The following is a 21,292-nucleotide window of genomic DNA, read 5'->3' as shown; positions in this document are numbered from 1 at the left end:
TCGAGACTATTCGGGCGTCGCGAAGACATTGATGTCCATATCGGCCGCTTCTTCGCGCAAGGCGATCAGGGCCTGATAGTCATCGGATGCGTACCAGTCGGACACGGCCTGGGCATCGGGGAACTGAACCACGGCGGTGACGGGTTTTGCCGCTGCTCCGGTCAGGGTTTCGACCAGGCCGCCGCGGGCGAGCAGGGTGCCACCAAAAGCGGCGAAGGTCGGGCCGGATTTGGCAGCATATTCCTTCATTTTTTCGGGGTTCTTGACGGAAACAGTCGCAACAAAAAATGCAGGCATGATGGAGCTCCTTGAGGGGGTGTTAGTTGGAACGGTTGATGTCGTCGAGCGCGCGAAGAATGGCCTCGGGCTCGGCGCGTTTGCGGTAGTTGTTGGGGATGAAGGCCCAGGCGATCTGACCGTCCGGCGTGAGGATATAGGTGGCCGGATCGGCCACGGCCCAGCCGCCTTCGCCATTGATGGCTTCCAGATCCAGCCCGAAGCCGGAAATCACGTCCTTATGGCTGTCAGGCATGTCGAAAACCAGACCAAACTGGCGCGCAACCGTGTTGCCGGCATCGTGCAGGACGTCGAACTCAACCTTGGCAGCCGTATCGTCGATGACGCCGTCCGGGAGGTCGCTGGCCAGCAGGTCGTCGATCGCGTTCGGCGTTTCCGGCGTAATGGCTACCAGCTGAGCGCCGCGGGTGCGAAACGCATCGAGATGATCCTGATAGGCCCGTAATTGCAGATTGCAGTAGGGGCACCAGGCACCGCGATAGAAAGTGAGGATGACGAGACCGTCAGCCAGGTAGGATTTCAGCGTCTTGGTTTCACCGCTGCGGTCCTTGAGGGCAAAATCCGGTGCGGACTGGCCAGCGGACCGTGCGCCTTCTACGATTGAGAGTGCGCTGATTTCGCCAGCTCCGATTTCGATCTTGGCCGTAATATCGGCCGGAAGCGCGTCGCGTAATTGCTCGATTGTGTCACGTATGGATTGGTTCAATGTCATGAATCTGTTTCCCTTGCACCGAATTGTGCGAGGGTGTACAAAACACGAAATCGCTCATTTGTACATGGGTGAACAAATGAAATCTGACCGCCCGGACTTCACGCTTTTGTGAGCGCGCCAGGCGAGGAGACACGGAATGGGACGACCGGCAAAATTCGATCGTGACGAGGCGGTTCAGATCGCCCTCGACGCGTTCTGGAGCGATGGATATGAGGCCAGTTCGGTCAAGGCGCTCTCGGAAAAAATGGGCATGACCCGGTCGAGCTTCTACAATGCGTTCGGGACACGCGAAGCTTTGTTTCGCGAGACTTTGCGATTCTACACGCAGCGGTCTCCGGACCGCACGCTCGATGAGGTTGATTTTGACGATACGAGCTGGTCCGTCCGCGAACTCATCACACGGGTCTTCGCCAGTATCGTGCATGTGCGCGGTCAGGAACCGGACGGTCGGGGGTGTATGATCGTCAATGCGATCACCGAACTGGCAGATAAGCCGGATCACGAGATCGGGCGTCTGGTCTGCGAGTTTATTCAGGGATCAACCCAGCGGTTTCAAACCCTGCTGGAGTGGGGCGTGGACCGCGGCGAGCTTCCGCCCGATTATCCGGTGCGAGCTAGTGCGCTGGCTCTCCAGAACCTGATGGTGGGCATGAATGTCATGGCCAAGGTCGATCGCACCGAAGCTGGATTGCGTCAGATCTCGGACATCACCCTGAAAGGTCTGGGATTGTATCAATCACCAGCCCCGGCGCACTAGTCGCTCAGGCGGGGGTCCAGTTCCGAATATCCGCACCAGGGCGCGCGCGTTCCACGGGCTGTTCCTTGGCTGTTCCGACATAGATGAAGCCCGCGACCCGTTCACCCGCTTGTAGACCCAGGGCGTGTTTGGCGGCTTGGTCAAACGCGTACCATTCGGTCAGCCATTGGGCGGCATATCCCAGGGCAGACGCGCCAATCAACAGGTTCTGGCAGACCGCACCGGCGGACAATTCCTGTTCCCAGACGGGCACTTTGTGTCGCTCATCGACCCGGGAAATCACGGCAATGACCAGGGGCGCACGGTTGAACCGGTTGGCCTCGAATGCCACCTGTTCGTCCGTGGCCTCCGGGTTCTGGGACCGGAAGATCCTGGCAAGTTCGGAGCCGAACCGGGTCCGTGTCTCGCCTTCAAAGATCACGAATCGCCAGGGCGCCAGCTTGCCGTGATCGGGGACGCGCGCACCGATTTGAAGCAGAAGATCGCGTTCGTCCGCGGTTGGCCCTGGGTCGGTCATACCAATCGCAGCGGTCGATCGGCGGTGTGTCAAAAGGGTTAGCGTATCCTCGGATTTGTGAGACGCTTCAAGCCGTTCGCCGAATTCGGGTCGTCGGGTGAATGTGGAGTTGTCCATGGTGTACGCTTCTCGCCCTTGGGGATTGTGTCTTTGACGTTTGTATGACGGCCTCGTTATATGGGTAGGGGGATGCCTTGGAAACGGGGCTGCTGTCGGAGTAGATAAAAGAATGACCGCACGAGTCGCTATCGAGGAGACCAGTCCGGCGGATCGCCGTCGACGCAAGGTCCGTGAAGCCATCATTGATGCCGCAGAAGCCATCTTTTCGAAAGAGGGGGAGGGCGGAATTTCTATGCGGCGCCTGGCTGAAGCAATCGATTACTCGCCTGCGGCCATCTATAAATATTTTTCGTCCAAGGATGATCTGTTCACATCCATCCGGGAATTATTCTTCGAACGTCTGATGAACCGGATCGGCGAAGCGATGGATGAAGGCGGGGAAGTGCGTGTCCTCACCTCGCGCTGCATGCGGGCCTATATGGAAACCGGCATGGAAGAGCCCAATCACTACCGGATGGCGTTCGGGGCTCCGCATCTGGAAGAACACCAGCACAGTCTTGAAAACGAGAAGGCCGCCTATGATGCGGAACAGGCTCTGGTGGGCATGATTGACCAGGGCATGCAGGAAGGCCTGTTCCGCCAAGTCGATCCGCGCGTCGCGTCAAAAAGCGTCTGGGCCAGCCTGCATGGCCTGACCATGCTTCTGGTATCGCTTGATGATTTCCCCAATGGCATGCCCGGTTCAGAACATGTGACCCGCGATCAGGTGCTGGATTTTCATACCGAGATGATCATTCGCGGACTGGCCGTCTGATCTGATCCGGTGACGTATGCGTAAAGTCTTCGCATGCGGGATATACAGATATTTGTGAACGCCGTTCACTTCTCAAACGCCATTCGTGGGGCTATATTGCGCATCAGTCTGAAGAAGGGTGCGCGTCATGTCCGCATTGACGAAACGTTTTGGTGCCGGGGCAACGGTCGGGTTCGCGGCTGTTGCCTTGTCTGTCATGGTTTTTGGCATCACGTCACTGCGTGCTGATGCCACAGCTCAGCGTGCTGGTCCTGCGCCCCTGCCTGTTCCGGTGATTTCCGTCGAACAGGCCGGCGATGCGGTCACCGCGGAATTTTTCCCGGGCATTATCGCCGCCCGGCGTAACAGTGCTCTCGGGTTCGAGCGCGGCGGACGGATTGACGACATCGCTGTGGATGTCGGTGACCGGGTCGAGGTCGGTGATCTCCTGGCCCGTCTGGATACCCGGGCTCTGGAAGCCCAGATCGCTGCCGCTGATGCACAGACCGCCGAGGCGGGCGCACAGGTGGCCCTGGCCCGCGAGACCGAGGACCGTCAAGGACGTCTTCTGGAACAGGGCCATATCTCCCAACAGCGCTTTGACGAGCTGAGCACATCAACCATGGCTGCCGCTGCGCGTCGTGATGCAGCGGATGCCGCAGCCGATGCTCTGCGTGTACAGCTGGACCTGTCGGTCATCACTGCCCCGTTTAGCGGTGTCATCACCGCCCGCCATATGGATGAAGGCGCTGTGGCCTCCCCGGGACTGCCCATTCTTGACATCATCGAAAACACGGCGCTGGAGATCCGGGTGGGTTTGCCGTTGAACGTTGCGGACACACTTGAACCGGGCCGGATTTACACATTTGACGCCGAAGGTTCACGCGTGGAGGCGCGTCTGCGAGCGTCGACCGGGGTTGTTGATCGCCAGACTCGCACGGTCGCCGCTGTGTTTGATCTTGTGGATCCGGCCTCGGCCGCACCGGGTGAAGTGGCGCGACTGGCAATTGAGACGGAGATCTCCTCCGATGGGTTCTGGGTGCCCACCACTGCACTGGCAGAGGGTCGGCGCGGATTGTGGACCGTTTACGCACTAGTCGAACAGGACGGCGCCCATGTGCTGGAACCGCGCGTTGTTGAAACAATCCGGATCGAGGCCGAACGGGTCTATGTTCGCGGCGCGGTCGCTCATGGTGAACTCCTGCTGGCATCAGGCCTCCAGCGCGTCACGCCGGGCCAGCGTGTTCAACCTGCGCAACAGACCGCTGGTCTGAGCACCGGGGGCTGATCACATGAGCACGCTGTTTTATCGCTATTCGCGCCTGACCCTCCTGTCGGTCTTCCTGCTGGTGGCAGCGGGCATGGGCGCCTTCATGACACTGGGTCGCCAGGAAGATCCGTCGCTGACCGAGCGTTTCGGCCTGGTCGTGACGGCCTTTCCCGGCGCGTCTGCCGAACGAGTTGAGGCGCTGATCACCGAACCGCTTGAGAATACGATCCACGAACTGGCCGAGATTAATCAGACCAGTTCCAGCTCCCGTTCGGGTGTGTCGGTGATCTCGCTGCAGATCCGCGAGGACCTGAACCCGACCCAGGTGGACCAGGCCTGGACGAAGATCCGTGAACAGGTCGAGAGCGTGCGTCCCTTCCTGCCGCCCGGGGCCTCAGCTCCGGATGTGCAGCGTCAATATCTGGGCGCCGCCACGATGATTGTCGGTCTCAGCTGGGGTGAGGCGGGGCGTGAGAACCCGGCCATCCTCACCCGTCTGGCGCGCGATCTGGAAAACGAATTGCGCAATCTCTCCGGGACCGATGAAACCGAGGTCTTTGGCGATGTTGAGGAAGAAGTCCGTGTTGTTGCCGATCCCGATACCCTGGCCTCGCTCGGTCTGACGGTCTCTGACATGGCGGCGTTGATCGCCCGGGCCGATGCCAAGGCTCCAGCGGGCGAATTGCGCTCCTCAACCACCGATCTCAATGTCGAGATTGCCGGTGAACTCGACAGTCTGGACCGGATCCGCTCCATCGCGCTGGCCGAGGATGGCAGTGGCGCCTTTGTGCGGGTGGGCGACGTCGCGGATGTGATCAAGGCGGCGCGTGACCCCGCCGACAGCCTGGGGACGTATAACGGGCGCCGCACGGTCTTTGTCGCCGCCTATCTCCAGCCCGAATTGCGTGTCGACCAATGGGCCGAGCGGGCCGATGCCGTTGTTGCTGAGTTTGCGGCCAGCGTTCCGGGCATCGAGGTCATTCCGGTGTTCCGACAGGTCGAGTATGTGGAAAAACGCCTCAACGGCCTTGCGGGCAATCTCGCCTTTTCAGCGTTGATCGTGTTTGCGGTCCTGTTCTTCATGATGGGGTGGCGCGCGGCCTTGATTGTCGGCTCGGCGCTGCCGCTGACGGTCCTCGCGGTTTTAATCCTGATCAGCATCTATGACGAACCCCTGCACCAGATGTCGGTGACAGGTCTGGTCGTGGCCCTGGGGCTGTTGATCGATAATGCCATTGTGGTGGTGGATGAGTTCCGCCTGATGCGCCACAAGGGATTGGGCATTGTCGAAGCGCTGGACAAATCCATCCGGCACTTGTTCGCCCCCCTTCTGGCCTCCACCCTGACCACGGTCTTTGCGTTCGCGCCCATCGCACTGATGCCCGGCGCATCGGGTGAGTTTATCTCGATGATCGGTATTTCCGTGATTTTCGCGGTCGTGTCCTCCTTCCTGCTGGCCATGACCGTTGTGGCTGCTTTTGCCGCCTGGTTCGACGACGAGACGGCGCTGGAAGGTCCCAAACGCTTCTGGAGACAGGGGCTGGGAGCCGGTCCGTTCTCCGGACTGTATCGCGATATGCTCAACGCCATCACTGCGCGGCCCTGGACGGGGCTGGTCGCGGGGTGTCTTTTGCCGATTGCGGGTTTTGTCGCGGCCTCAACACTGCCGATGCAGTTTTTCCCGGCGACCGATCGCGACATGTTCCAGCTGGAACTGGAATTGCCGTCTTCGGCCTCGATTGAGGAAACCCTGCGTCAGACCGAGCGCGCACGGGCGATTATCGAGAGTTATGAGGGCGTGGAATCGGTCGGCTGGGTGATTGGTGAGAGCGCACCGCGGACCTATTACAATGTGGTGTCGAACAAGTCGGGCGTGCCCAATTATGCGGCTGGTTTTGTCCGCACGGACTCACCTGCCACGACAGCGCGTATCCTGCCGGAGCTGCAGGCCCGGCTGCTGGTCGATTTCCCCGAGGCCCGCTTCCTTGCCTTGCCTTTTGAGCAGGGGCCGCCCGTGCCAGCGCCTATCGAACTCGTCCTGGTGGGGCCGGAACTGGACGAGCTGGACCGGCTGGGCGACGAGATTCGCGCCGTGCTGAGCCAGACCCCGACGATCACTCACACCATGGCCCTCCTGGAAACCGGTGAACCGGTCGCGCGTATCATGGCGGACGAGGCGGCGGCCGAGATGGCCGGTCTGCGCCTGGGCGATCTGGCGGATCGTCTGCGCGGCGATCTGGATGGTGTGACGGGTGGCAGTGTTCTGGAAGGTCTGGAAGAATTGCCAATCCGGGTGATCGCCGAGGATGGTCGCCGCTCCAGTGTTGCGGCGGTTTCGTCTGCGCCACTGCCCCTGCGCGGCGGAACAGAACTGGCCTCGCCTGTCTCCGCTCTGGGATCCGTGACCCTGGCCCCGCAGATTGCCTCCATCCCCCATGAGGACGGTCGCCGGGTCAATACGATCTATGGCTATCTCGAACCCTTTACCCTGCCGGCCCCTGCGCTGGAGCAGTTCTTCCAGGCCCTTGAGGTCGCCGATATCCAATTGCCGCCGGGCTATGAGCTGCAGATTGGCGGGGAGGCGGCCGAGCGCGGTGACGCGATGGCCGACCTGTTCTCCACGGCCCTGCCGCTGATGATCCTGATGATCGGTTCGGTCGTTCTGGCCTTCAACTCCTTCCGATATGCCGGGGTGATTTTTGTGGTGGCCTTCCTGTCGGTCGGCCTGGCGATGTTTGGCGTCTGGTTGTTCGGGACGCCCATGGGGTTCAATGCCATTGTCGGTTCGATGGGCTTGATGGGGCTGTCGATCAATGGCTCGATCGTGGTGCTGTCGGCGCTGAAGGCCAATCCGGCTGCCGTACGTCTCGAAGCGGACGCTGTCCAGGAGACGGTGACGGATGCGACCCGACATATCATCTCCACCACGCTGACCACGATCGGCGGTTTCATGCCGTTATTGATGTCCGGGGACAGTTTCTGGCTGCCCTTCGCCTCGGCCATGGTCGGAGGGGTGGCCGGGTCTGCGATCCTCGCCCTGGTGTTTGCGCCGGCCGCCTTTGTGGCCCTGGTGCGGGTGTCGGCACGGCGCGGACAGATCGCCCAGAAGCTCGCGGAGCGCAGTGCGCGGCGGAAAAACTTGTCCATCCCTGCCGAATAGGCCAGACAGCCCGCCGGTATCGCAGGAGGGCGAGGTATGAATGAGCGACGCGGGCCATGGACGGTGACGGGCAAGCGGACCGTCTATGACACGCCCTGGATGCAGATCACCGACCATGACGTGATCCGGCCCGACGGGGCGCCGGGCGTATATGGCGTCATGTCGCCGAAGAACTGGGCTCTGGCCATTTTGCCCGTTCACGCGGATGGCACGGTCACGCTTGTCGGGCAGCATCGCTTCGCGACCGATCACTATAGCTGGGAGGTCCCGGAAGGCGGCGGCCCAAAGGACGAGACCCCGCTCGACGGTGCCCGGCGCGAGCTGAAAGAGGAGACGGGGCTCACGGCCCGGTCCTGGCAGGAAATCTTTCGGATGGATCTCTCCAACTCGATCACCGACGAGCATGCCTACGGGTTTCTGGCCATGGATCTGACGCAGGGAGAGGCCGAACCGGAGGGTACGGAAGTGCTTTCACTTCGTCGTGTCCCCTTCATGTCAGCCTTGCAGGCGGCGATGAGCGGGCAGATAAAGGACGCACTGACCATTACAATTCTTCTGCGTACTTACTACATGGCGCGGGAAGGGGAGCTATCCCCCACTATTGCTCAGGTTTTGCTGGGCCAGGACTGAAGGGATGAGTTGATGAGCGCGAGCACACAGAACACGGCAATCGAAGCCCGGTCGGGCGTGGATGCGGTCTGGGCCCGGCTGCGTGTGGCCGCGGCGGCCGCAGCGGCTGAAGAGCCCATCCTGGCCAGTTTCCTCAATGCCGCCATCCTGCGCCACTCCAAGTTCAAGACTGCGCTGGCCTATCGCCTGGCCGCCAAGCTGGCGGATGCCCAGCTGGACACCATGCTCGCCCACGACGTGGCGATCGAGGCGCTCAATAGCGATCCGAAGATCGTGGAGCGCGCGGCCGCGGACATGACCGCTATTGACGAGCGCGATCCGGCAAGCCTGTCGCTGTTGCAGCCTTTCCTCTATTTTAAAGGGTTTCACGCCCTGCAGAGCCATCGTGTCAGTCACTGGCTGTGGAATGAAGGTCGTCAAAATCTGGCGTTTCACCTGCAAAGCCGTGTCGCGGAACGCTTCGGACTCGATATCCACCCGGCCGCCCGTATCGGGCAAGGGGTGATGATTGATCATGCGACGTCCGTGGTGATCGGTGAAACGGCCGTCGTGGGTGATGATTGCTCCATCCTGCACGAGGTCACGCTGGGCGGAACCGGTGCGGCGCATGAAGACCGCCATCCCAAGATTGGCAAAGGCGTGATGATCGGCGCGGGCGCGCGTGTTCTGGGCAATATCACGGTCGGTGACGGTGCCCGCATCGCCGCCGGTTCGGTCGTACTCAAGGAAGTGCCGCCCAATTGCACCGTGGCAGGTGTGCCGGCGAAGATCGTCGGTGATTGCTGCCCGGAACCCGCTCGCTCCATGGACCAGATCCTGCCGGATCAGGCCTGAGTTAGCGCAGGCGGATCGCTCCATACACGATTGATGCACACTTCATGACAGGCTTGGTCTGGACGGAGTGCGGTTGCATGCGTTTATTAGGGCTCATACGAATCCCCTGACCTGCCGGAGAATTCCCTTGGACAAGAATATTACCGCCATCGAGGAAGCCAAACTGCAAAGCTTCCTGTCCTCCAAGCTGAACCCTGAACTGGTTGTGCAGCGCCGGAACCGTCCGGACGAGTGCGCCGAGATCTATATCGGCGATGAATGCATGGGCGTGGTGTCCAAGATCATCGATGAGGGTGAAACCTCCTTCTCGTTCGAGATCACCATTCTCGACATCGATCTGGAAGACCTTTGACATCTGCCTCGCCTGTCCTGTCGCTAAGCCAGGTTTGCAAAACCTATGACGGCGGCGTGGATGCGGTTCGCGGGGTCGACCTGGATGTCTATCCGGGCGAGCTGGTGGCCCTGACAGGCGAATCCGGGTGTGGCAAGACCACGACCCTGAAAATGATCAACCGCCTGGAGGATGCTTCGGGCGGTTCCATTTTGTATGAAGACCAGCCGGTGGAGACGATGGACCCCGTCTTGCTGCGCCGGGCCATGGGCTGGGTGATGCAGGGCGATGGCCTGTTCCCCCATATTTCGGTGGCGCGCAATATCTCGATTGTTCCGCGTCTCCTGCGCTGGGAGCGTGACCGTATTGCCCGCCGTGTTGATGCCCTTCTGGAGATGGTGCGTCTCGATCCCGGCATTTATCGTGATCGAATGCCCTCGGAACTGTCCGGCGGACAGCGTCAGCGTGTCGGTTTTGCCCGCGCGCTTGCGGGAGAGCCGGATGTTCTGTTGATGGACGAGCCGTTCAGTGCTCTCGATCCGGTCAATCGCGACCTGCTGCAGCAGGAATTCTGCGAACTCCAGGCCCGACTGGGTTTTGCCGCCGTGATGGTCACTCACGACATGGCCGAGGCCCTGATCATGGCCGACCGGATTGCGGTGATGAAAGAGGGCGAGATCCTGCAAATCGGCAAGCCGCGGGAATTACTGGACAACCCGGCTCATGACCACGTGTCCGAACTGCTCGAGACCCCGCGTCGGCAAATGCGCCGGATCCGGGAGCTGGACCTGTGAACGCCAATCTCGCCGAACGCTGGGCCGAATTGCCCGATTATCTCGCCGGACATCTCTTATTGTCGGTTGCCGCCATCGCGGTTGGACTGGCCCTGGCCCTGCCACTGGGTGTGTATGCAGCACGCAGACCCGTCTTGTCGGGCTGGGTCCTCTTTATCGCCGGACTGATCCAGACCATACCGGGCCTGGCCTTGCTCGCCCTGATGGTGCCTTTGCTGGGCGGCACGATCGGGTATCAACCTGCGTTTCTGGCCCTGATGCTTTACGCCATCCTGCCGATCCTGAGAAATACGATTGTCGGCTTGCAAGGTGTTGATCCGGTGGTGCGCGAGGCAGCCCGCGGGCTGGGCATGACGCATCGTCAACGCTTGTGGCAGGTCGATATTCCCCTGGCGCTGCCGGTGATTGTCGCGGGTTTGCGCACGTCTCTGGTCTGGGTTGTCGGCGCTGCGACGCTGGCCACTCCGGTCGGGGCTCCCAGCCTGGGTAATTACATTTTCGCCGGGCTTCAGACCCGCAACTGGCTGTCGGTCATTTTCGGCTGCGTGTTTGCCGCCGGATTGGCCATTGGTCTGGACCAGATGGCGCGATTGCTGGAGATCTCCGCGCGGGATCGACGCCGTGATCTGGCTGTCGGGGTGTCGGTTGTGTTCGCCCTGTGCCTGGCCCTGGCGCTGACACCCAGCCTGGTGCGAAGCGCTGATTTCGAGAACCGCTCGAGCGAGGTCGAAGCGCTCTATGCCACACAGGCCGGGCTGGATGGTCGAACTGTGGTGGTGGGTGCCAAGGCCTTTTCCGAACAATACATTCTCGCGGATCTGATGCAGCGCCGACTGGAAACGGCCGGGGCACGTGTGGAGCGCCGGGACAATCTGGGTTCAGCCATTGTGTTTGATGCGCTGCGCAATAACGAGATCGATGTCTATATCGACTATACCGGCACGATCTGGGCGACGGTGATGAACCGATCGGAGCCCGTGGATCGTTATGTCATGCATGCCGAAATGACCGGCTGGCTCCAGCAGGAAACCGGCATTATCGTTCTGGGACGACTGGGGTTTGAAAACGCCTATGGTTTTGCCATGCGCCGGGACCAGGCCGAGGCCCTGGGCGTATCCAGCTTGGCCCACTTGGCACCTCTTGCCGGGGATCTGGAAGTGGGGGGTGATGCGGAAGTCTTTGCCCGTCGCGAGTGGACCGAGACGCGTGATCGTTACGGTCTGAATGCCATGTCGACCCGGTCCATGGATGCCGCGTTCATGTATGGTGCCGTGCGCGATGGTCAGGTCGACCTTATCTCCGCCTATACCACGGATGGTCGGATCGCCGCCTTTGACCTTGTTGTGCTGGACGATCCCCTGGCGGTCTTGCCGCCCTATGATGCGGTCATCCTGCTGTCGCCCGAAGCGGCCGCAACGCCCGGCTTGGCGGATTCGTTGTCCGGTCTTGTTGGAGCGATCGATGGCGATCTGATGCGTGAAGCCAATCGCCGGGCCGATCTGGATCAGGAGACCTCTGGCGAGGTCGCGCGCTGGCTGGACGAGACACTGAACAGCCGCCGATGAAGAGTGACTGCGTGCAATGAGCGAACGTCTGGACACCGAGGCTTGGGTCAGCCGGGCCTGCGACATCATGAATGCCGACCTGCCCCAGGGCGCAACGCGCATCAATGGCGACACGCCCATCAATCAGACCTATGTCCGTCAGGTTGCCGACCTTGAGAGCCTGCTGGAACGCATTGATCCGGAAGCTTCGGTCGACAAGGATTTTTTTCCGGCGCTTGCGCATATGAAGCCTTCTGAAGGCTGGCCACTGGACTTCATCCTGGGCGGCGGTGCGGCCTTTGCGGTGGCTGTCTTTGTGCCCAACTGGCTCGGTCTGACACATCTCTTCCTCTGGGCGGTGATCGCTGCGGCAATCTTTGTCCATTATTCGATCGTGCAGCAGCGCAAGGCCCGTGCGAAACATTACATTCGCAAGCTGGGGCTTGATCCCACCAAGGAATATGTGCTCACTCTCCGCATGCTGGCGCAGTACAGGCTTGGCAACCAAACGGTGCATTGATCTGACGCTGTCCGGCATTGATGATCTGTCAGAGGCCCCGCACCTTGCGGAGCGCTTTTGCATCATGCCGGGGATGACATGCAAAATTTGTCGAATGATGCCTGGGTGAACCGGGCCGTGACCTTGCTGGAAACACGTGGGTTTGTGCCTGAAAACGGCGAACGTCTTCGCCCCGAAATGGCGCTGAACCGGGCGTGCGGGTATGACCGCCGGCGTTTCTCCGACGTCGTTGACTGGATTGACCCTGAGCGACTGGTCGATTTTGCGCGGATTCAGGGGCCCTATTTTCGCGATGGCCGCGCGGGCGCAGGCCGCAGAAGGTCGGGCTTCGCATTGGGCCCGTTTGTCGTTTTAGCCTTTGCGCTGGTGATGCTTTTGTCATTGCAGAGCGGGCTTGGCGATTGGCTGGAGGGGGGGGCGGCCAGTCCGATGTTCTGGCTGGTGATGCTGGGCCTTCTCGCGCTGGGCTGGACCTTTCGAGGCCGCCGTAACAACTCAACCCTGTTGCCATTGACCCTGAGGGAGCTGGCCGCCATGCGGTCCACACCCTCTGCATCTGTGTCGGGACCAAGAAAAAGCCCGGCATGAGACATGCCGGGCGAGTTTGCCTGAGTGGCAGTGGTGTTGATCGGATCAGCGATACCCGCCGACGCCACCATCGAGCATGAGCGTCATCTGGGTGCTGGAAGAGTGTTCACGCGCGACTTCGCGGCGCACGGTTTCGGTGTAGCGCTCCTCGCGGCGGATGAAGATGAGTTTGACCCCCGGGCCGTGCATGCGCAGCAAGGAGCGTTCATTACAATTGCGGCGCGGTTCCTGGGTGACGCAGTTGAGCGTGCCACCAGGCACGTGACGCAGGGCTTCACCTTTGCGGCACATCAGGGTCGGGGCATTTTCCCAGCGATCGGCTCCGTCCTGGCGCCAACCAACTGTGACCTGCATCGCCGTGCCGGCCATACAGCGAAAGATCTCGCCCTCATAAATGGCATCGACACGCTCATCCGGTGTCGGGCGGGATGCCGGGTGCGGCGTGCCCCGGTCGTCCACGCACACGGCGCGGACAACCCGCCATTCCTCGATCATGCGCGAGCGTTCTTCTTCGACCAGCTCATACGCGCTCTCGTGCTCGACACCGACAACATTCAGGCCGGTAATGGCGGTGGCCGCGGGCGGCGACATCATCGGATAGTAGGATGAATTGATGACGGTGAGGGCGCTGGCCGATGCCGAGGCGTTCGCATTGGCATTGGCGACCGCATTCACATTGGCCGTGATATTGGTGTTAACCGAGACGTTGGAATGGACGTTCACGCCGACATTCACGGTTGGACCGTGAATATTGATGTTCGGCACATTCACGGTGTGACCGCCACCATGGCCGCAGCCACCGCAGTTGGGCGGTCCGCCATGACCCCCGCCGCCGCCATGACCTCCACCACCGCCGCCACCGCCTCCACCGGCCAGGGCTGGGGCAGCAGCAGTTAGGGTCAGCGATGTCAGGGCCACACTCAGAACGTGCCGGGCTGATACGCGCATGGCGATTCTCCTCAGTTTCACACCGGGTGCTGCAATGCGCGGGCCAGTTTTGATTTTTGCCCGTCATCCGGGGCGGCTCACGCCCGAAACAGGAGAACGCTTTGCCATTTCTCGCTTTTCAGGAGTATGGCCCCGATCTTGAAAACCTTTTGGTCATGGATTGAACCGGGAGCGCCTTGGGGCGTGCAGTGTTTCGATCCGGCTTGATTGTTTTGGACTGTATCAATGAGACACGCACACACACAGGCGCTTCATGCCTACTGGCTGTCACGCCGCAATTCGGGGACGACACCCTTGCGTTCCGCGATCGCGCCGCAGGAGCTCTCGGATTTTCTGGGCCATGTTTTCATTTTGAGACGTATGGACCGGGATCATCACGTGTTCCGGCTGGCCGGGACCCAGTTGTGTGATCTGTTTCAAAGAGAGTTTCGCGACCAGAATTTCCTGAGCCTGTGGCGCGGATATGATCGCAACCACATGCAGGCTCTACTCGATTCGGTGCTCGCTGGTGGGTCTCCTGCCTATGCCCGTATTGCGGCTCATACCCTGGAAATGCAGGCTCTGCCGCTGGAATTAGCGCTCTTTCCTCTGCGGGGGGCGGAGGGATCGGTCGACCGGACACTGGGTCTGCTTCAGCCTTTGCACGCCAGTGATGACCTGGGCGGGCGTCCGCTCGTCCGCCTTCGGTTGAAGGATATCACCCCCCCTGTCCTGACCTCCGGGCCGTTCGCTGCCCTTAACGGGGAACGACACCCTTACGATGAGGGACTGACGGGACACGCGTGATCTGAAAGCGCTCGTTAATACCTCGGGAGTATTTTCACACTCTTGCGGAGGTATGTGATGCTGGATGAACCCGGCCGACTGGATCGCAGGAAAATCAAGATCGCGGCTCGCGGCGCGGATGAGCGTCGTCGTCACGCCCGCTTGCCCTTGCGACTGCATGGTCGTTTCTGGACAGAGGCCCTGGGTGAGCACGCCTGTGCCCTTCTGGACATATCTCCGGGTGGTGCCCGCATCGCTTGTCGCGTCACTCCCTCTGCTGACGAGCGTGTTGTCATGATGATTCCCTCCATCGGGCGCATCGAGGGCAAGGTCGTGCGTGCGGCTGGGCAGGAATTCTCGCTGCGTTTCAGTGCACCTGCCCGAAAACGGGACAAGCTCGCCGATGCCATTACCTGGCGCTATAACAAGGACCGTCTCGGTCTGGATGAAGATCGGGTCGCACCTCGTAAACCCGGTCGGGGTCGCGCCCGAATCATTCTGGAAGATGGCGTGGTGATTCAGGCGAATGTCATTGATGTGTCCGTTTCTGGGGCAGCTTTCGAGTGTTTAGAGCGCCCAAGGCCCGGTGAGGTTGTTAAAGTGGGTGAAATGACAGGCCGTGTGGCTCGCATTCTGGACAATGGTTTCGCAGTCATGTTCGATCCCCCCCGTGCCCAAGAAAGCGGCGATCAGGCTGCCTGAGTCGAAAATTGTTCGAAAAACGTCGCTTTTTACGTGTACGCAGTGTGTCGGCCCGATTCTTGCCGTATCGGGGTGATAGCGTCAGTTGTGTGTTGAAGCGAGAGAGATCACCCAATGCCTCGCGATGATGGAATCACTATGGCCTGGTTCGTAAAAGTCGAAGGTCGGGTATATGGCCCATATACTCCGGCTCAAATGCGGTCCTTCGTTAGCGAAGGGCGCATTGCGGCTCATTCCCAGGTGTCGACAAAACGGGATTCGGATTGGGGTGAGGCCTCTGACCAGGCTGAAATCCGTGCCTGGCTTGAGGAAAGCCGCAAGGGCCCTGAGCCGGAGAAGCGTGTCACGCCGGGCGCTCGGCCGGCCAATTTCGTGATTATCAGCGAAATCCGATCTGATAATGGTCCGGAATTCGAAACGGCCCTGCGCGCCTATGGCGATCTGGAGCCGGTGACCCACGGTGTCTGGCTGCTGCGCGGCCCCACCACGTCTGCAGTCTTGCGCAATGAGCTCAGCCACATGCTCGAGCGTGATGATCGCCTTCTGGTGATCGATGCCTCCCATGACCGGGCAGCCTGGTTCAATCTGGGGCGCGATGCGGACCAGAATATCCGCGAATTGTGGAGCCGGGCGGACTGATCCGCCCGAGCTGGGACTGACGGACTGAAGCGCGATGGGCGGCAGCTCCGGCCTCAGGGTGTCTCGATCGGGGTCAGTTCCGATTTATGCTTCTGCCAGTTCTCGACATAATGATCGGCCGAGGCTTTGAGGATCACAGCCATGTCCTCGTCCAGTTGCCGGATCACCTTGCCCGGCGCACCCACGACCAGTGAATTGTCGGGAATCTCCTTGCCTTCGGGGATCAATGCGTGGGCTCCGATCAGGCAATTGCGGCCGATTTTGGCACCATTGAGCACCGTCGCGCCAATGCCGATCAGCGAATAATCTCCAATCGTGCAGCCATGCAGCATGGCCTTGTGGCCAATCGTGACACCCCGGCCGATGGTCAGGGGGAAGCCGATATCTGTGTGGAGCACGGCACCGTCCTGGACATTGGCATCTTCACCGATCTCGATCGGGTCGTTATCTCCGCGCACAACAGCACCATACCAGACGCTGGAGTTACGTTTCAAAATGACATTCCCCATCACCATGGCGCCCGGGGCAACCCAGAATTCGCCGGTTTCGGGCCATTGCGGGGCAGAATCGCCCAAAGCATAGACAGTCATTTATTATCTCCCCGGAAAATACGTGAATTATTCAAGACAACTGGATTCAGACTCTCTCAACCACGCTACACTGACACTGTCCACACGATTCGAGCGCAAGCTTGAGTCGGTCCGGTTCTCGAACGGAGGCAGACGACGCTGATGTCGTGTTTGCATCATAGTCCACCCCAGGCGGTCCCTTCAGGACCCGGGGCGTTCGAGTCCCTGATTTCACCCCATCTTCGAGTCGTTGCCCCTCTGCCCTTGGTTGAGGGGTTTTTCATGCGTGGAGGAAGCCCCCATGGGTAAGCGGTCAGTCAAACGTCGTCAGAAAGCCGGTGAATTCAATTCCGATGCCTACAAGGAAGATCAGGCCGAGGTTCGGGCCCTGTTTCCCGGCACCAATTGGAGCCCGGACGACAAGGAACCCATGCGGGACCAGCGTTTCATAAAAACGGTCAAGCCGCGCTCGGATGGTCAGGCCAAGCTGATGGACGCCATCGAGCGTTTCAATCTGGTCATGGCCCTGGGGCCGGCCGGCACAGGCAAGACCTATCTGGCGGTGGCCAAGGGGGTCGAGGCGCTCGAACGCGGCGATGTCAGCCGGATCATGCTGTCACGTCCGGCCGTTGAGGCGGGCGAATCCATCGGCTTCCTGCCCGGCGCCATGGAAGACAAGCTGGCACCGTATCTGCGCCCGCTCTACGACGCCCTGGCCGATCGCCTCTCGCCGAAGCGATTGAAAACCTTGATGGCTGAAGGCCTGATCGAGATTGCGCCGATCGGTTATATGCGCGGTCGCACACTCAATAACGCCTTTGTGGTGGTGGATGAGGCGCAGAATTGCACTTTCGGTCAGCTCAAAATGCTGCTGACACGACTGGGTTGGAATTCCACCATGGTGGTGACAGGAGATCCGGCGCAGTCTGACCTTCTGCCGGAAATGTCCGGGCTGGCCGAAATCGCTGACCGGATGGATGAGCTCGATGATGTGGCCGTGTGTCGGCTGGCCTCCAAGGACATTGTGCGCCACCCGCTGGTCGCCACCATGCTGACGGTCCTCTGAGACTGACAGGGATAACCCTTTTCAGGCCTGCCGGCCGACACTAGTCCGGCTGGCGGGTCTGATAGGTCGCGGAATTGCCGATCGCGGTGGCCGACCCTGTCAGATAGGGCGCCGTATTAACAGACTGGCTGGACACCGCAGTGACCGAACCGGAATTGGTCTGGCTTCCCGTTCCGTAAGCGGTGACAGGGCATTCCGAACAGATATAGGTCGAGGCCGCATTGCCAAAGGCCGTTGCCGTGGCAAACCCGGCTCCGCCCTCGTTTCCGGTTTGCCAGGTCTGGGCGAGAATGGTGCCGGTATTGGTCTGACCCACGCCGTTATAGGCATCGGCACCGAAATTCGAGATCACTACGGAATTGCCGATCGCCTCACTGCCCAGCGTCACCACATCCACGTCGAAATGGGGAATGGCGGCCTCGCTTTGCGCCGTGACTGTGCCGGAATTGGACTGCTGCCCCTGCATATGGGCATAGCCGTCTTCATTCTGGATCCGGGCTTCATTGCCGCGCGCTGAAGCGATGACGGTTGTCGCCACGGAGCCGCCGCCGGCTTCTGCCCGGGCACGGGCCCGGATTTCACCGCGGTTCTCCTGGTCAATCTCAACAATCTGGGACGGGGCCTGATAATAGCCCTCGCTCAGGATTGAATTCCCGTTCGCACCGGCTGCGATGGTGGCCGTATCCCCCAGACCACCGGTCGGCGCAGTGACATAGGCATCGGCCGTGACGCGCGCGCCGCTGTCCTGTCGCAGGTCGAGATTGGTCTCACCACCATAGACAACACCCTGATAGGTATTGGCATTTGCCCCGGCCGTCGTCACGGAATGCATGACATAATCCTCCACGGCCAGCGTGGCTTCCGCCGCAATACTGGCCCCGTCGGCGGCGGTCTGGGTGGAGCGGATATCGAGCGTATCGTCCGCCAGGACACTCAGCGAATTGCCATGAGAGGTCGCAGTCGTGGTCGCCAGACCGTCGATCGCCCGGGCCTGAGTGGTCGCGCGTGAGGCGACATCCCCGCCGAATTGCTGGTCATTCTCGACATCATGCGGTGTGATGACATCAATGCTGGCCGCATTGGCAATCGCGCTCGCGGTCTGACTGGCAAGATTGACCTGGTCGGCCTGACCCTCTGTGACGGCGAGAATCGCCGCATTCAGATTGATCTGGCCGTTCAGGATCTCAGTCGTATCGTCCGCGAAGGTAGCCGCGCAGAGTGTCATCGCGCTGCTCGTGGCCGCGATCAATGTTTTGGCGGGCTTGGACATTGGATGTCTCCCTGGAACCATAGGCCGTGGCGACATTCACGCCGCCTGTAATATTGGAGGCGCCGCCGCCGATCGGATCATCGAACTGGCAGGCCTGGGATGGGTTGACGCCGTAGAGCTGGGCGGAAATTTCAAGCACGGCGCGTTCCACCACGGAGCGTACGGCCAGCTGAACCGGTTCCAGCGAGGAACCGCCACCGGAGATATCCACCACGGCATCATCCCAGAAGGTGAAGACGCCTGCGCTCAACTCACGGCCAATAATCTGTTTTTGATAGGAAATCACATCGACCACCTCGAGGGTAACCGTATCCACCAGACGCAGATCGAGGCCGATATTCATGACCCACAGGCGCCGGCTGAACACACCGGTCGGATCGCCATCCACCCGGTCTCCACCCAGCGCATCTATACCGTTGGAGCGGATATTATAGTTCAGCTCGGTAATGCCGCCGACGAGGTGGAAATTCGAGCCGGGGATTGATCCGGCATTGATCTGGCGCTGGCCCGTCTGGTCATCGCGGATCAAGCGATTATTGGCATAACGCAATTCCAGTTCGGATACGGATGTGTCGAAACGCTCCACCAGATTGACGCCGGCCTTGGCAAAGGCAGACATGGCCATCAGCGAGGCACCCTGGGTGACGGCCGCCCCGGCACCATCCTGCGAGGCGCGCCCGGTATAGTCTGCCAGGCGTCCCACCGCGATGCGCGGAGAGGCGAGATTATGGGCCTGGGCGTGATGCGCCAGGCAAACCAGGGCCTCGGAATACGGGGTCGGATTCGGGGTGACCGGAGCACCGCCGGTCGGAGCGGCATATAGACCGTCCGAGCCGGGATGGCTCGTCGTGGCACAACCGGCCAGGACCAGGGCGCTGGCCATGGAGGCGAGGAGGGCGCGCATCTTAGTCATTTTGCGAGTCTCCGGCATGGGCCGTCTCGCCATTGGCCTGGGCCTGGGCGGTGACGGAGCCGTTATTGATCTGGGTCGAATTGATGACGACGGAATTGTAATTGCCCGTGACATTTACATTGAGCTGATTGCCGATCGCGGTGGCTCCGGCGCCGACGCCGCCCAGGCCGTATTGCCCGTTGACCTGGTTGGCAACGCCGACCCCGGTCTGGATCAAACCGTCGATCACAACGCGGTTATTCTGGTTGTCGCGGGCCACGGCAGAGCCCGTGGCGCTGGCCGCGCTGTAGGCACGTCCGGCCTGGCCATAGCCCATGCCATAAGGGGTTTCGAAATTGGGCGATTGTGTTTGGGCCAGCGCAGAGCTGGTGCCGGCCAGGCCCATGGCCAGGCTGGCGGTCGCGAACAGTGTCTGTCTCAGGCTTGTGGTCATCGGGGTCGTCCCTTGAGCGCATCTTGTCTTTGCACTCCCTGCTGCAATGCGCGTGCCAGTCTATTTCCCCGAAAACGCGAACGCCTGAGGCGGGAAAGCCGTGAAAAACCGCTCTCCTGTCAGGCGACGCGCCAATTCTGGACGCAATTTCCGGCCTCGACCCGCACATCTGTCTCGCTCCGGCACAATCGTGCGCTCCGCCACCGCACTGCGGGCGTCTGAATTCGGGGCAATTCGCAAAAGGTCGGATTGGCGAGGGAATTGTGCTAGGGTAAATGCGCTTGGGAGGCGAATATGCAGATTGGCGATATTCTCGAACACAAGGGCACAGCCGTTATCACTCTTTATGAAGGGGAGGCGCTCCAACGCGCGATTGCCCTCATGGATGCGCACGCGATCGGTGCCCTTGTCATTACGGATCGGCGGGGGCGACTGACCGGCCTGATCAGTGAACGCGATATCGTGCGGGAACTGGCCCTGCATGGAGCGGCCTCACTCGGGCGCCCCATTGCGCAGGTAACGACGCCGGGTCTCGTCTCCACCTCTACCGATGACAGCGTCCAAACCGCGCTGGCCCGGATGACACAGCGTCATGTGCGGCATCTACCGGTGCTGGACGCGGGTCAGATTTGCGGTCTGGTTTCAATCGGCGACCTGGTGAAACATCAGCTGTCCAAGCATGCACCGCAAGATGCGGTTCAAGCTGTTTGCGCTGCAGCGAGCTGATGGCCTTGCTGGGCAGGGCTCTTCGGGCAATGCCGCAGTTTCGACCCGCATTTTTTTGAACTTTTTATGCATTGGGGGATTGCCGTCCTGAAAAGGGGGGCATATACACCGCGACCTCGGCGGCGGGACACACCGGCGCGACACACACCGGACGGTTCTTCGGAACAGTCCACTGAGATTGATCTGCGATTTATCTCTTGTGTGTCGGGGCGATGTTTGCCATTCTGCCGAGCCTCCCATTGGACGGGGTTTACATCAGCGGCGTTTCACCGATGCGCCGGCGAGGGTGGTTTTGTCACTTTCAACGGGGCTGAAACAAAACTGACAAAACTCTGAAGAATGAGTTGACACGGGATCGGCGGTTTCATAAACACCGCGCTCCCTTCGGTGACGGGCCTTACGGAAGTTGGGTTTTGTTGCTGGCAGATCTGGCGAGAATGCTTGTTGGGTCTGG

The 21,292-nt window shown here is 60.7% G+C and carries 25 protein-coding genes; 16 read left to right on the top strand and 9 right to left on the bottom strand.

Annotated features, from left to right (window positions below; genetic code table 11):
- Positions 1-6 precede the first annotated feature (6 nt).
- Together RMQ97_RS09175 and RMQ97_RS09170 are read right to left on the bottom strand one after the other, a co-directional pair.
- Positions 7-297: a DUF1330 domain-containing protein gene (locus tag RMQ97_RS09175; protein WP_413660573.1), complete on the bottom strand. Its 291-nt coding sequence runs from the start codon at positions 295-297 to the stop codon at positions 7-9.
- Between the two features lie 22 nt (positions 298-319).
- Positions 320-1,009: a peroxiredoxin-like family protein gene (locus RMQ97_RS09170; protein ID WP_413660572.1), complete on the bottom strand. Its 690-nt coding sequence runs from the start codon at positions 1,007-1,009 to the stop codon at positions 320-322.
- 136 nt (positions 1,010-1,145) lie between these two features.
- On the opposite strand from RMQ97_RS09170, the gene RMQ97_RS09165 reads away from it, so the two are divergent.
- Entirely contained in the window at positions 1,146-1,766 is a 621-nt protein-coding gene (locus RMQ97_RS09165; protein ID WP_413660571.1) for a TetR/AcrR family transcriptional regulator, read from the top strand.
- A gap of 4 nt (positions 1,767-1,770) precedes the next feature.
- Here RMQ97_RS09165 and RMQ97_RS09160 read toward each other — a convergent pair whose 3' ends face one another.
- The gene (locus RMQ97_RS09160) at positions 1,771-2,400 is read right to left on the bottom strand and encodes a nitroreductase (RefSeq protein WP_413660570.1); all 630 of its coding nucleotides are present in this window, start codon (positions 2,398-2,400) and stop codon (positions 1,771-1,773) included.
- A gap of 112 nt (positions 2,401-2,512) precedes the next feature.
- On the opposite strand from RMQ97_RS09160, the gene RMQ97_RS09155 reads away from it, so the two are divergent.
- The 10 genes from RMQ97_RS09155 to RMQ97_RS09110 all read left to right on the top strand — a co-directional run bounded on the left by RMQ97_RS09155 (position 2,513) and on the right by RMQ97_RS09110 (position 12,807).
- Positions 2,513-3,157: a TetR/AcrR family transcriptional regulator gene (locus RMQ97_RS09155; RefSeq protein ID WP_413660569.1), complete on the top strand. Its 645-nt coding sequence runs from the start codon at positions 2,513-2,515 to the stop codon at positions 3,155-3,157.
- Between the two features lie 127 nt (positions 3,158-3,284).
- Positions 3,285-4,424 (top strand): efflux RND transporter periplasmic adaptor subunit, encoded by a 1,140-nt coding sequence (locus tag RMQ97_RS09150; protein ID WP_413660568.1) that lies wholly within the window; start codon positions 3,285-3,287, stop codon positions 4,422-4,424.
- Positions 4,425-4,428: 4 nt separating this feature from the next.
- The gene (locus tag RMQ97_RS09145; protein WP_413660567.1) at positions 4,429-7,566 is read left to right on the top strand and encodes an efflux RND transporter permease subunit; all 3,138 of its coding nucleotides are present in this window, start codon (positions 4,429-4,431) and stop codon (positions 7,564-7,566) included.
- A 36-nt stretch (positions 7,567-7,602) separates the two neighbouring features.
- Entirely contained in the window at positions 7,603-8,196 is a 594-nt protein-coding gene (locus RMQ97_RS09140; RefSeq protein WP_413660566.1) for an NUDIX domain-containing protein, read from the top strand.
- 12 nt (positions 8,197-8,208) lie between these two features.
- Positions 8,209-9,030, top strand: a complete 822-nt coding sequence (cysE, locus tag RMQ97_RS09135; protein ID WP_413660565.1) for a serine O-acetyltransferase — start codon at positions 8,209-8,211, stop codon at positions 9,028-9,030.
- A 127-nt stretch (positions 9,031-9,157) separates the two neighbouring features.
- On the top strand, positions 9,158-9,382 hold the full coding sequence (locus RMQ97_RS09130) for a DUF3126 family protein (RefSeq protein ID WP_413660564.1): 225 nt from the start codon (positions 9,158-9,160) through the stop codon (positions 9,380-9,382).
- Entirely contained in the window at positions 9,379-10,155 is a 777-nt protein-coding gene (locus RMQ97_RS09125) for an ATP-binding cassette domain-containing protein (RefSeq protein WP_413660563.1), read from the top strand. Before RMQ97_RS09130 ends, RMQ97_RS09125 begins: the two co-directional genes overlap by 4 nt.
- On the top strand, positions 10,152-11,720 hold the full coding sequence (locus RMQ97_RS09120) for an ABC transporter permease/substrate-binding protein (protein ID WP_413660562.1): 1,569 nt from the start codon (positions 10,152-10,154) through the stop codon (positions 11,718-11,720). Before RMQ97_RS09125 ends, RMQ97_RS09120 begins: the two co-directional genes overlap by 4 nt.
- A gap of 16 nt (positions 11,721-11,736) precedes the next feature.
- A complete protein-coding gene (locus RMQ97_RS09115; protein ID WP_413660561.1) occupies positions 11,737-12,219 on the top strand; it encodes a hypothetical protein in 483 nt (160 codons plus the stop codon).
- A 78-nt stretch (positions 12,220-12,297) separates the two neighbouring features.
- The gene (locus RMQ97_RS09110) at positions 12,298-12,807 is read left to right on the top strand and encodes a hypothetical protein (protein ID WP_413660560.1); all 510 of its coding nucleotides are present in this window, start codon (positions 12,298-12,300) and stop codon (positions 12,805-12,807) included.
- A gap of 45 nt (positions 12,808-12,852) precedes the next feature.
- On the opposite strand, the gene RMQ97_RS09105 is transcribed toward RMQ97_RS09110, so the two are convergent.
- A complete protein-coding gene (locus RMQ97_RS09105; RefSeq protein ID WP_413660559.1) occupies positions 12,853-13,755 on the bottom strand; it encodes a hypothetical protein in 903 nt (300 codons plus the stop codon).
- 225 nt (positions 13,756-13,980) lie between these two features.
- On the opposite strand from RMQ97_RS09105, the gene RMQ97_RS09100 reads away from it, so the two are divergent.
- The 3 genes from RMQ97_RS09100 (at position 13,981) to RMQ97_RS09090 (ending at position 15,861) form a co-directional block, all read left to right on the top strand.
- On the top strand, positions 13,981-14,541 hold the full coding sequence (locus RMQ97_RS09100) for a PAS domain-containing protein (protein WP_413660558.1): 561 nt from the start codon (positions 13,981-13,983) through the stop codon (positions 14,539-14,541).
- A gap of 57 nt (positions 14,542-14,598) precedes the next feature.
- Positions 14,599-15,222 (top strand): PilZ domain-containing protein, encoded by a 624-nt coding sequence (locus RMQ97_RS09095; RefSeq protein WP_413660557.1) that lies wholly within the window; start codon positions 14,599-14,601, stop codon positions 15,220-15,222.
- A 114-nt stretch (positions 15,223-15,336) separates the two neighbouring features.
- On the top strand, positions 15,337-15,861 hold the full coding sequence (locus tag RMQ97_RS09090; protein WP_413660556.1) for a DUF4339 domain-containing protein: 525 nt from the start codon (positions 15,337-15,339) through the stop codon (positions 15,859-15,861).
- A gap of 53 nt (positions 15,862-15,914) precedes the next feature.
- On the opposite strand, the gene RMQ97_RS09085 is transcribed toward RMQ97_RS09090, so the two are convergent.
- Positions 15,915-16,451, bottom strand: a complete 537-nt coding sequence (locus RMQ97_RS09085; protein WP_413660555.1) for a gamma carbonic anhydrase family protein — start codon at positions 16,449-16,451, stop codon at positions 15,915-15,917.
- Positions 16,452-16,731: 280 nt separating this feature from the next.
- On the opposite strand from RMQ97_RS09085, the gene RMQ97_RS09080 reads away from it, so the two are divergent.
- Positions 16,732-17,496, top strand: coding sequence for a PhoH family protein (locus RMQ97_RS09080; RefSeq protein ID WP_413660554.1), 765 nt, complete (start codon positions 16,732-16,734; stop codon positions 17,494-17,496).
- Between the two features lie 40 nt (positions 17,497-17,536).
- On the opposite strand, the gene hfaD is transcribed toward RMQ97_RS09080, so the two are convergent.
- Genes hfaD through hfaA form a run of 3 tightly spaced genes read right to left on the bottom strand, consistent with a single transcriptional unit; the run spans position 17,537 to position 20,112 of the window.
- Positions 17,537-18,766: a holdfast anchor protein HfaD gene (gene hfaD, locus RMQ97_RS09075; RefSeq protein WP_413660553.1), complete on the bottom strand. Its 1,230-nt coding sequence runs from the start codon at positions 18,764-18,766 to the stop codon at positions 17,537-17,539.
- Positions 18,681-19,679: a holdfast anchoring protein HfaB gene (gene hfaB / locus RMQ97_RS09070; protein ID WP_413660552.1), complete on the bottom strand. Its 999-nt coding sequence runs from the start codon at positions 19,677-19,679 to the stop codon at positions 18,681-18,683. The genes hfaD and hfaB overlap by 86 nt, the downstream gene beginning before the upstream one ends.
- A complete protein-coding gene (hfaA, locus tag RMQ97_RS09065; protein ID WP_413660551.1) occupies positions 19,672-20,112 on the bottom strand; it encodes a holdfast anchoring protein HfaA in 441 nt (146 codons plus the stop codon). Before hfaA ends, hfaB begins: the two co-directional genes overlap by 8 nt.
- 294 nt (positions 20,113-20,406) lie before the next feature.
- On the opposite strand from hfaA, the gene RMQ97_RS09060 reads away from it, so the two are divergent.
- Complete coding sequence (locus tag RMQ97_RS09060) at positions 20,407-20,838, top strand: CBS domain-containing protein (RefSeq protein WP_413660550.1); 432 nt, start codon at positions 20,407-20,409, stop codon at positions 20,836-20,838.
- 255 nt (positions 20,839-21,093) lie between these two features.
- On the opposite strand, the gene RMQ97_RS09055 is transcribed toward RMQ97_RS09060, so the two are convergent.
- Positions 21,094-21,292 (bottom strand): hypothetical protein (locus RMQ97_RS09055; RefSeq protein ID WP_413660549.1); only part of this gene is annotated, 199 nt, incomplete at its 5' end.

The sequence above is a fragment of the Maricaulis sp. D1M11 genome (assembly GCF_047308265.1).
Classification (GTDB): Bacteria; Pseudomonadota; Alphaproteobacteria; order Caulobacterales; family Maricaulaceae; genus Maricaulis.
Note: the sequence above shows the minus strand (reverse complement) of the source record. Positions and strands in the feature narration are given on the sequence as shown.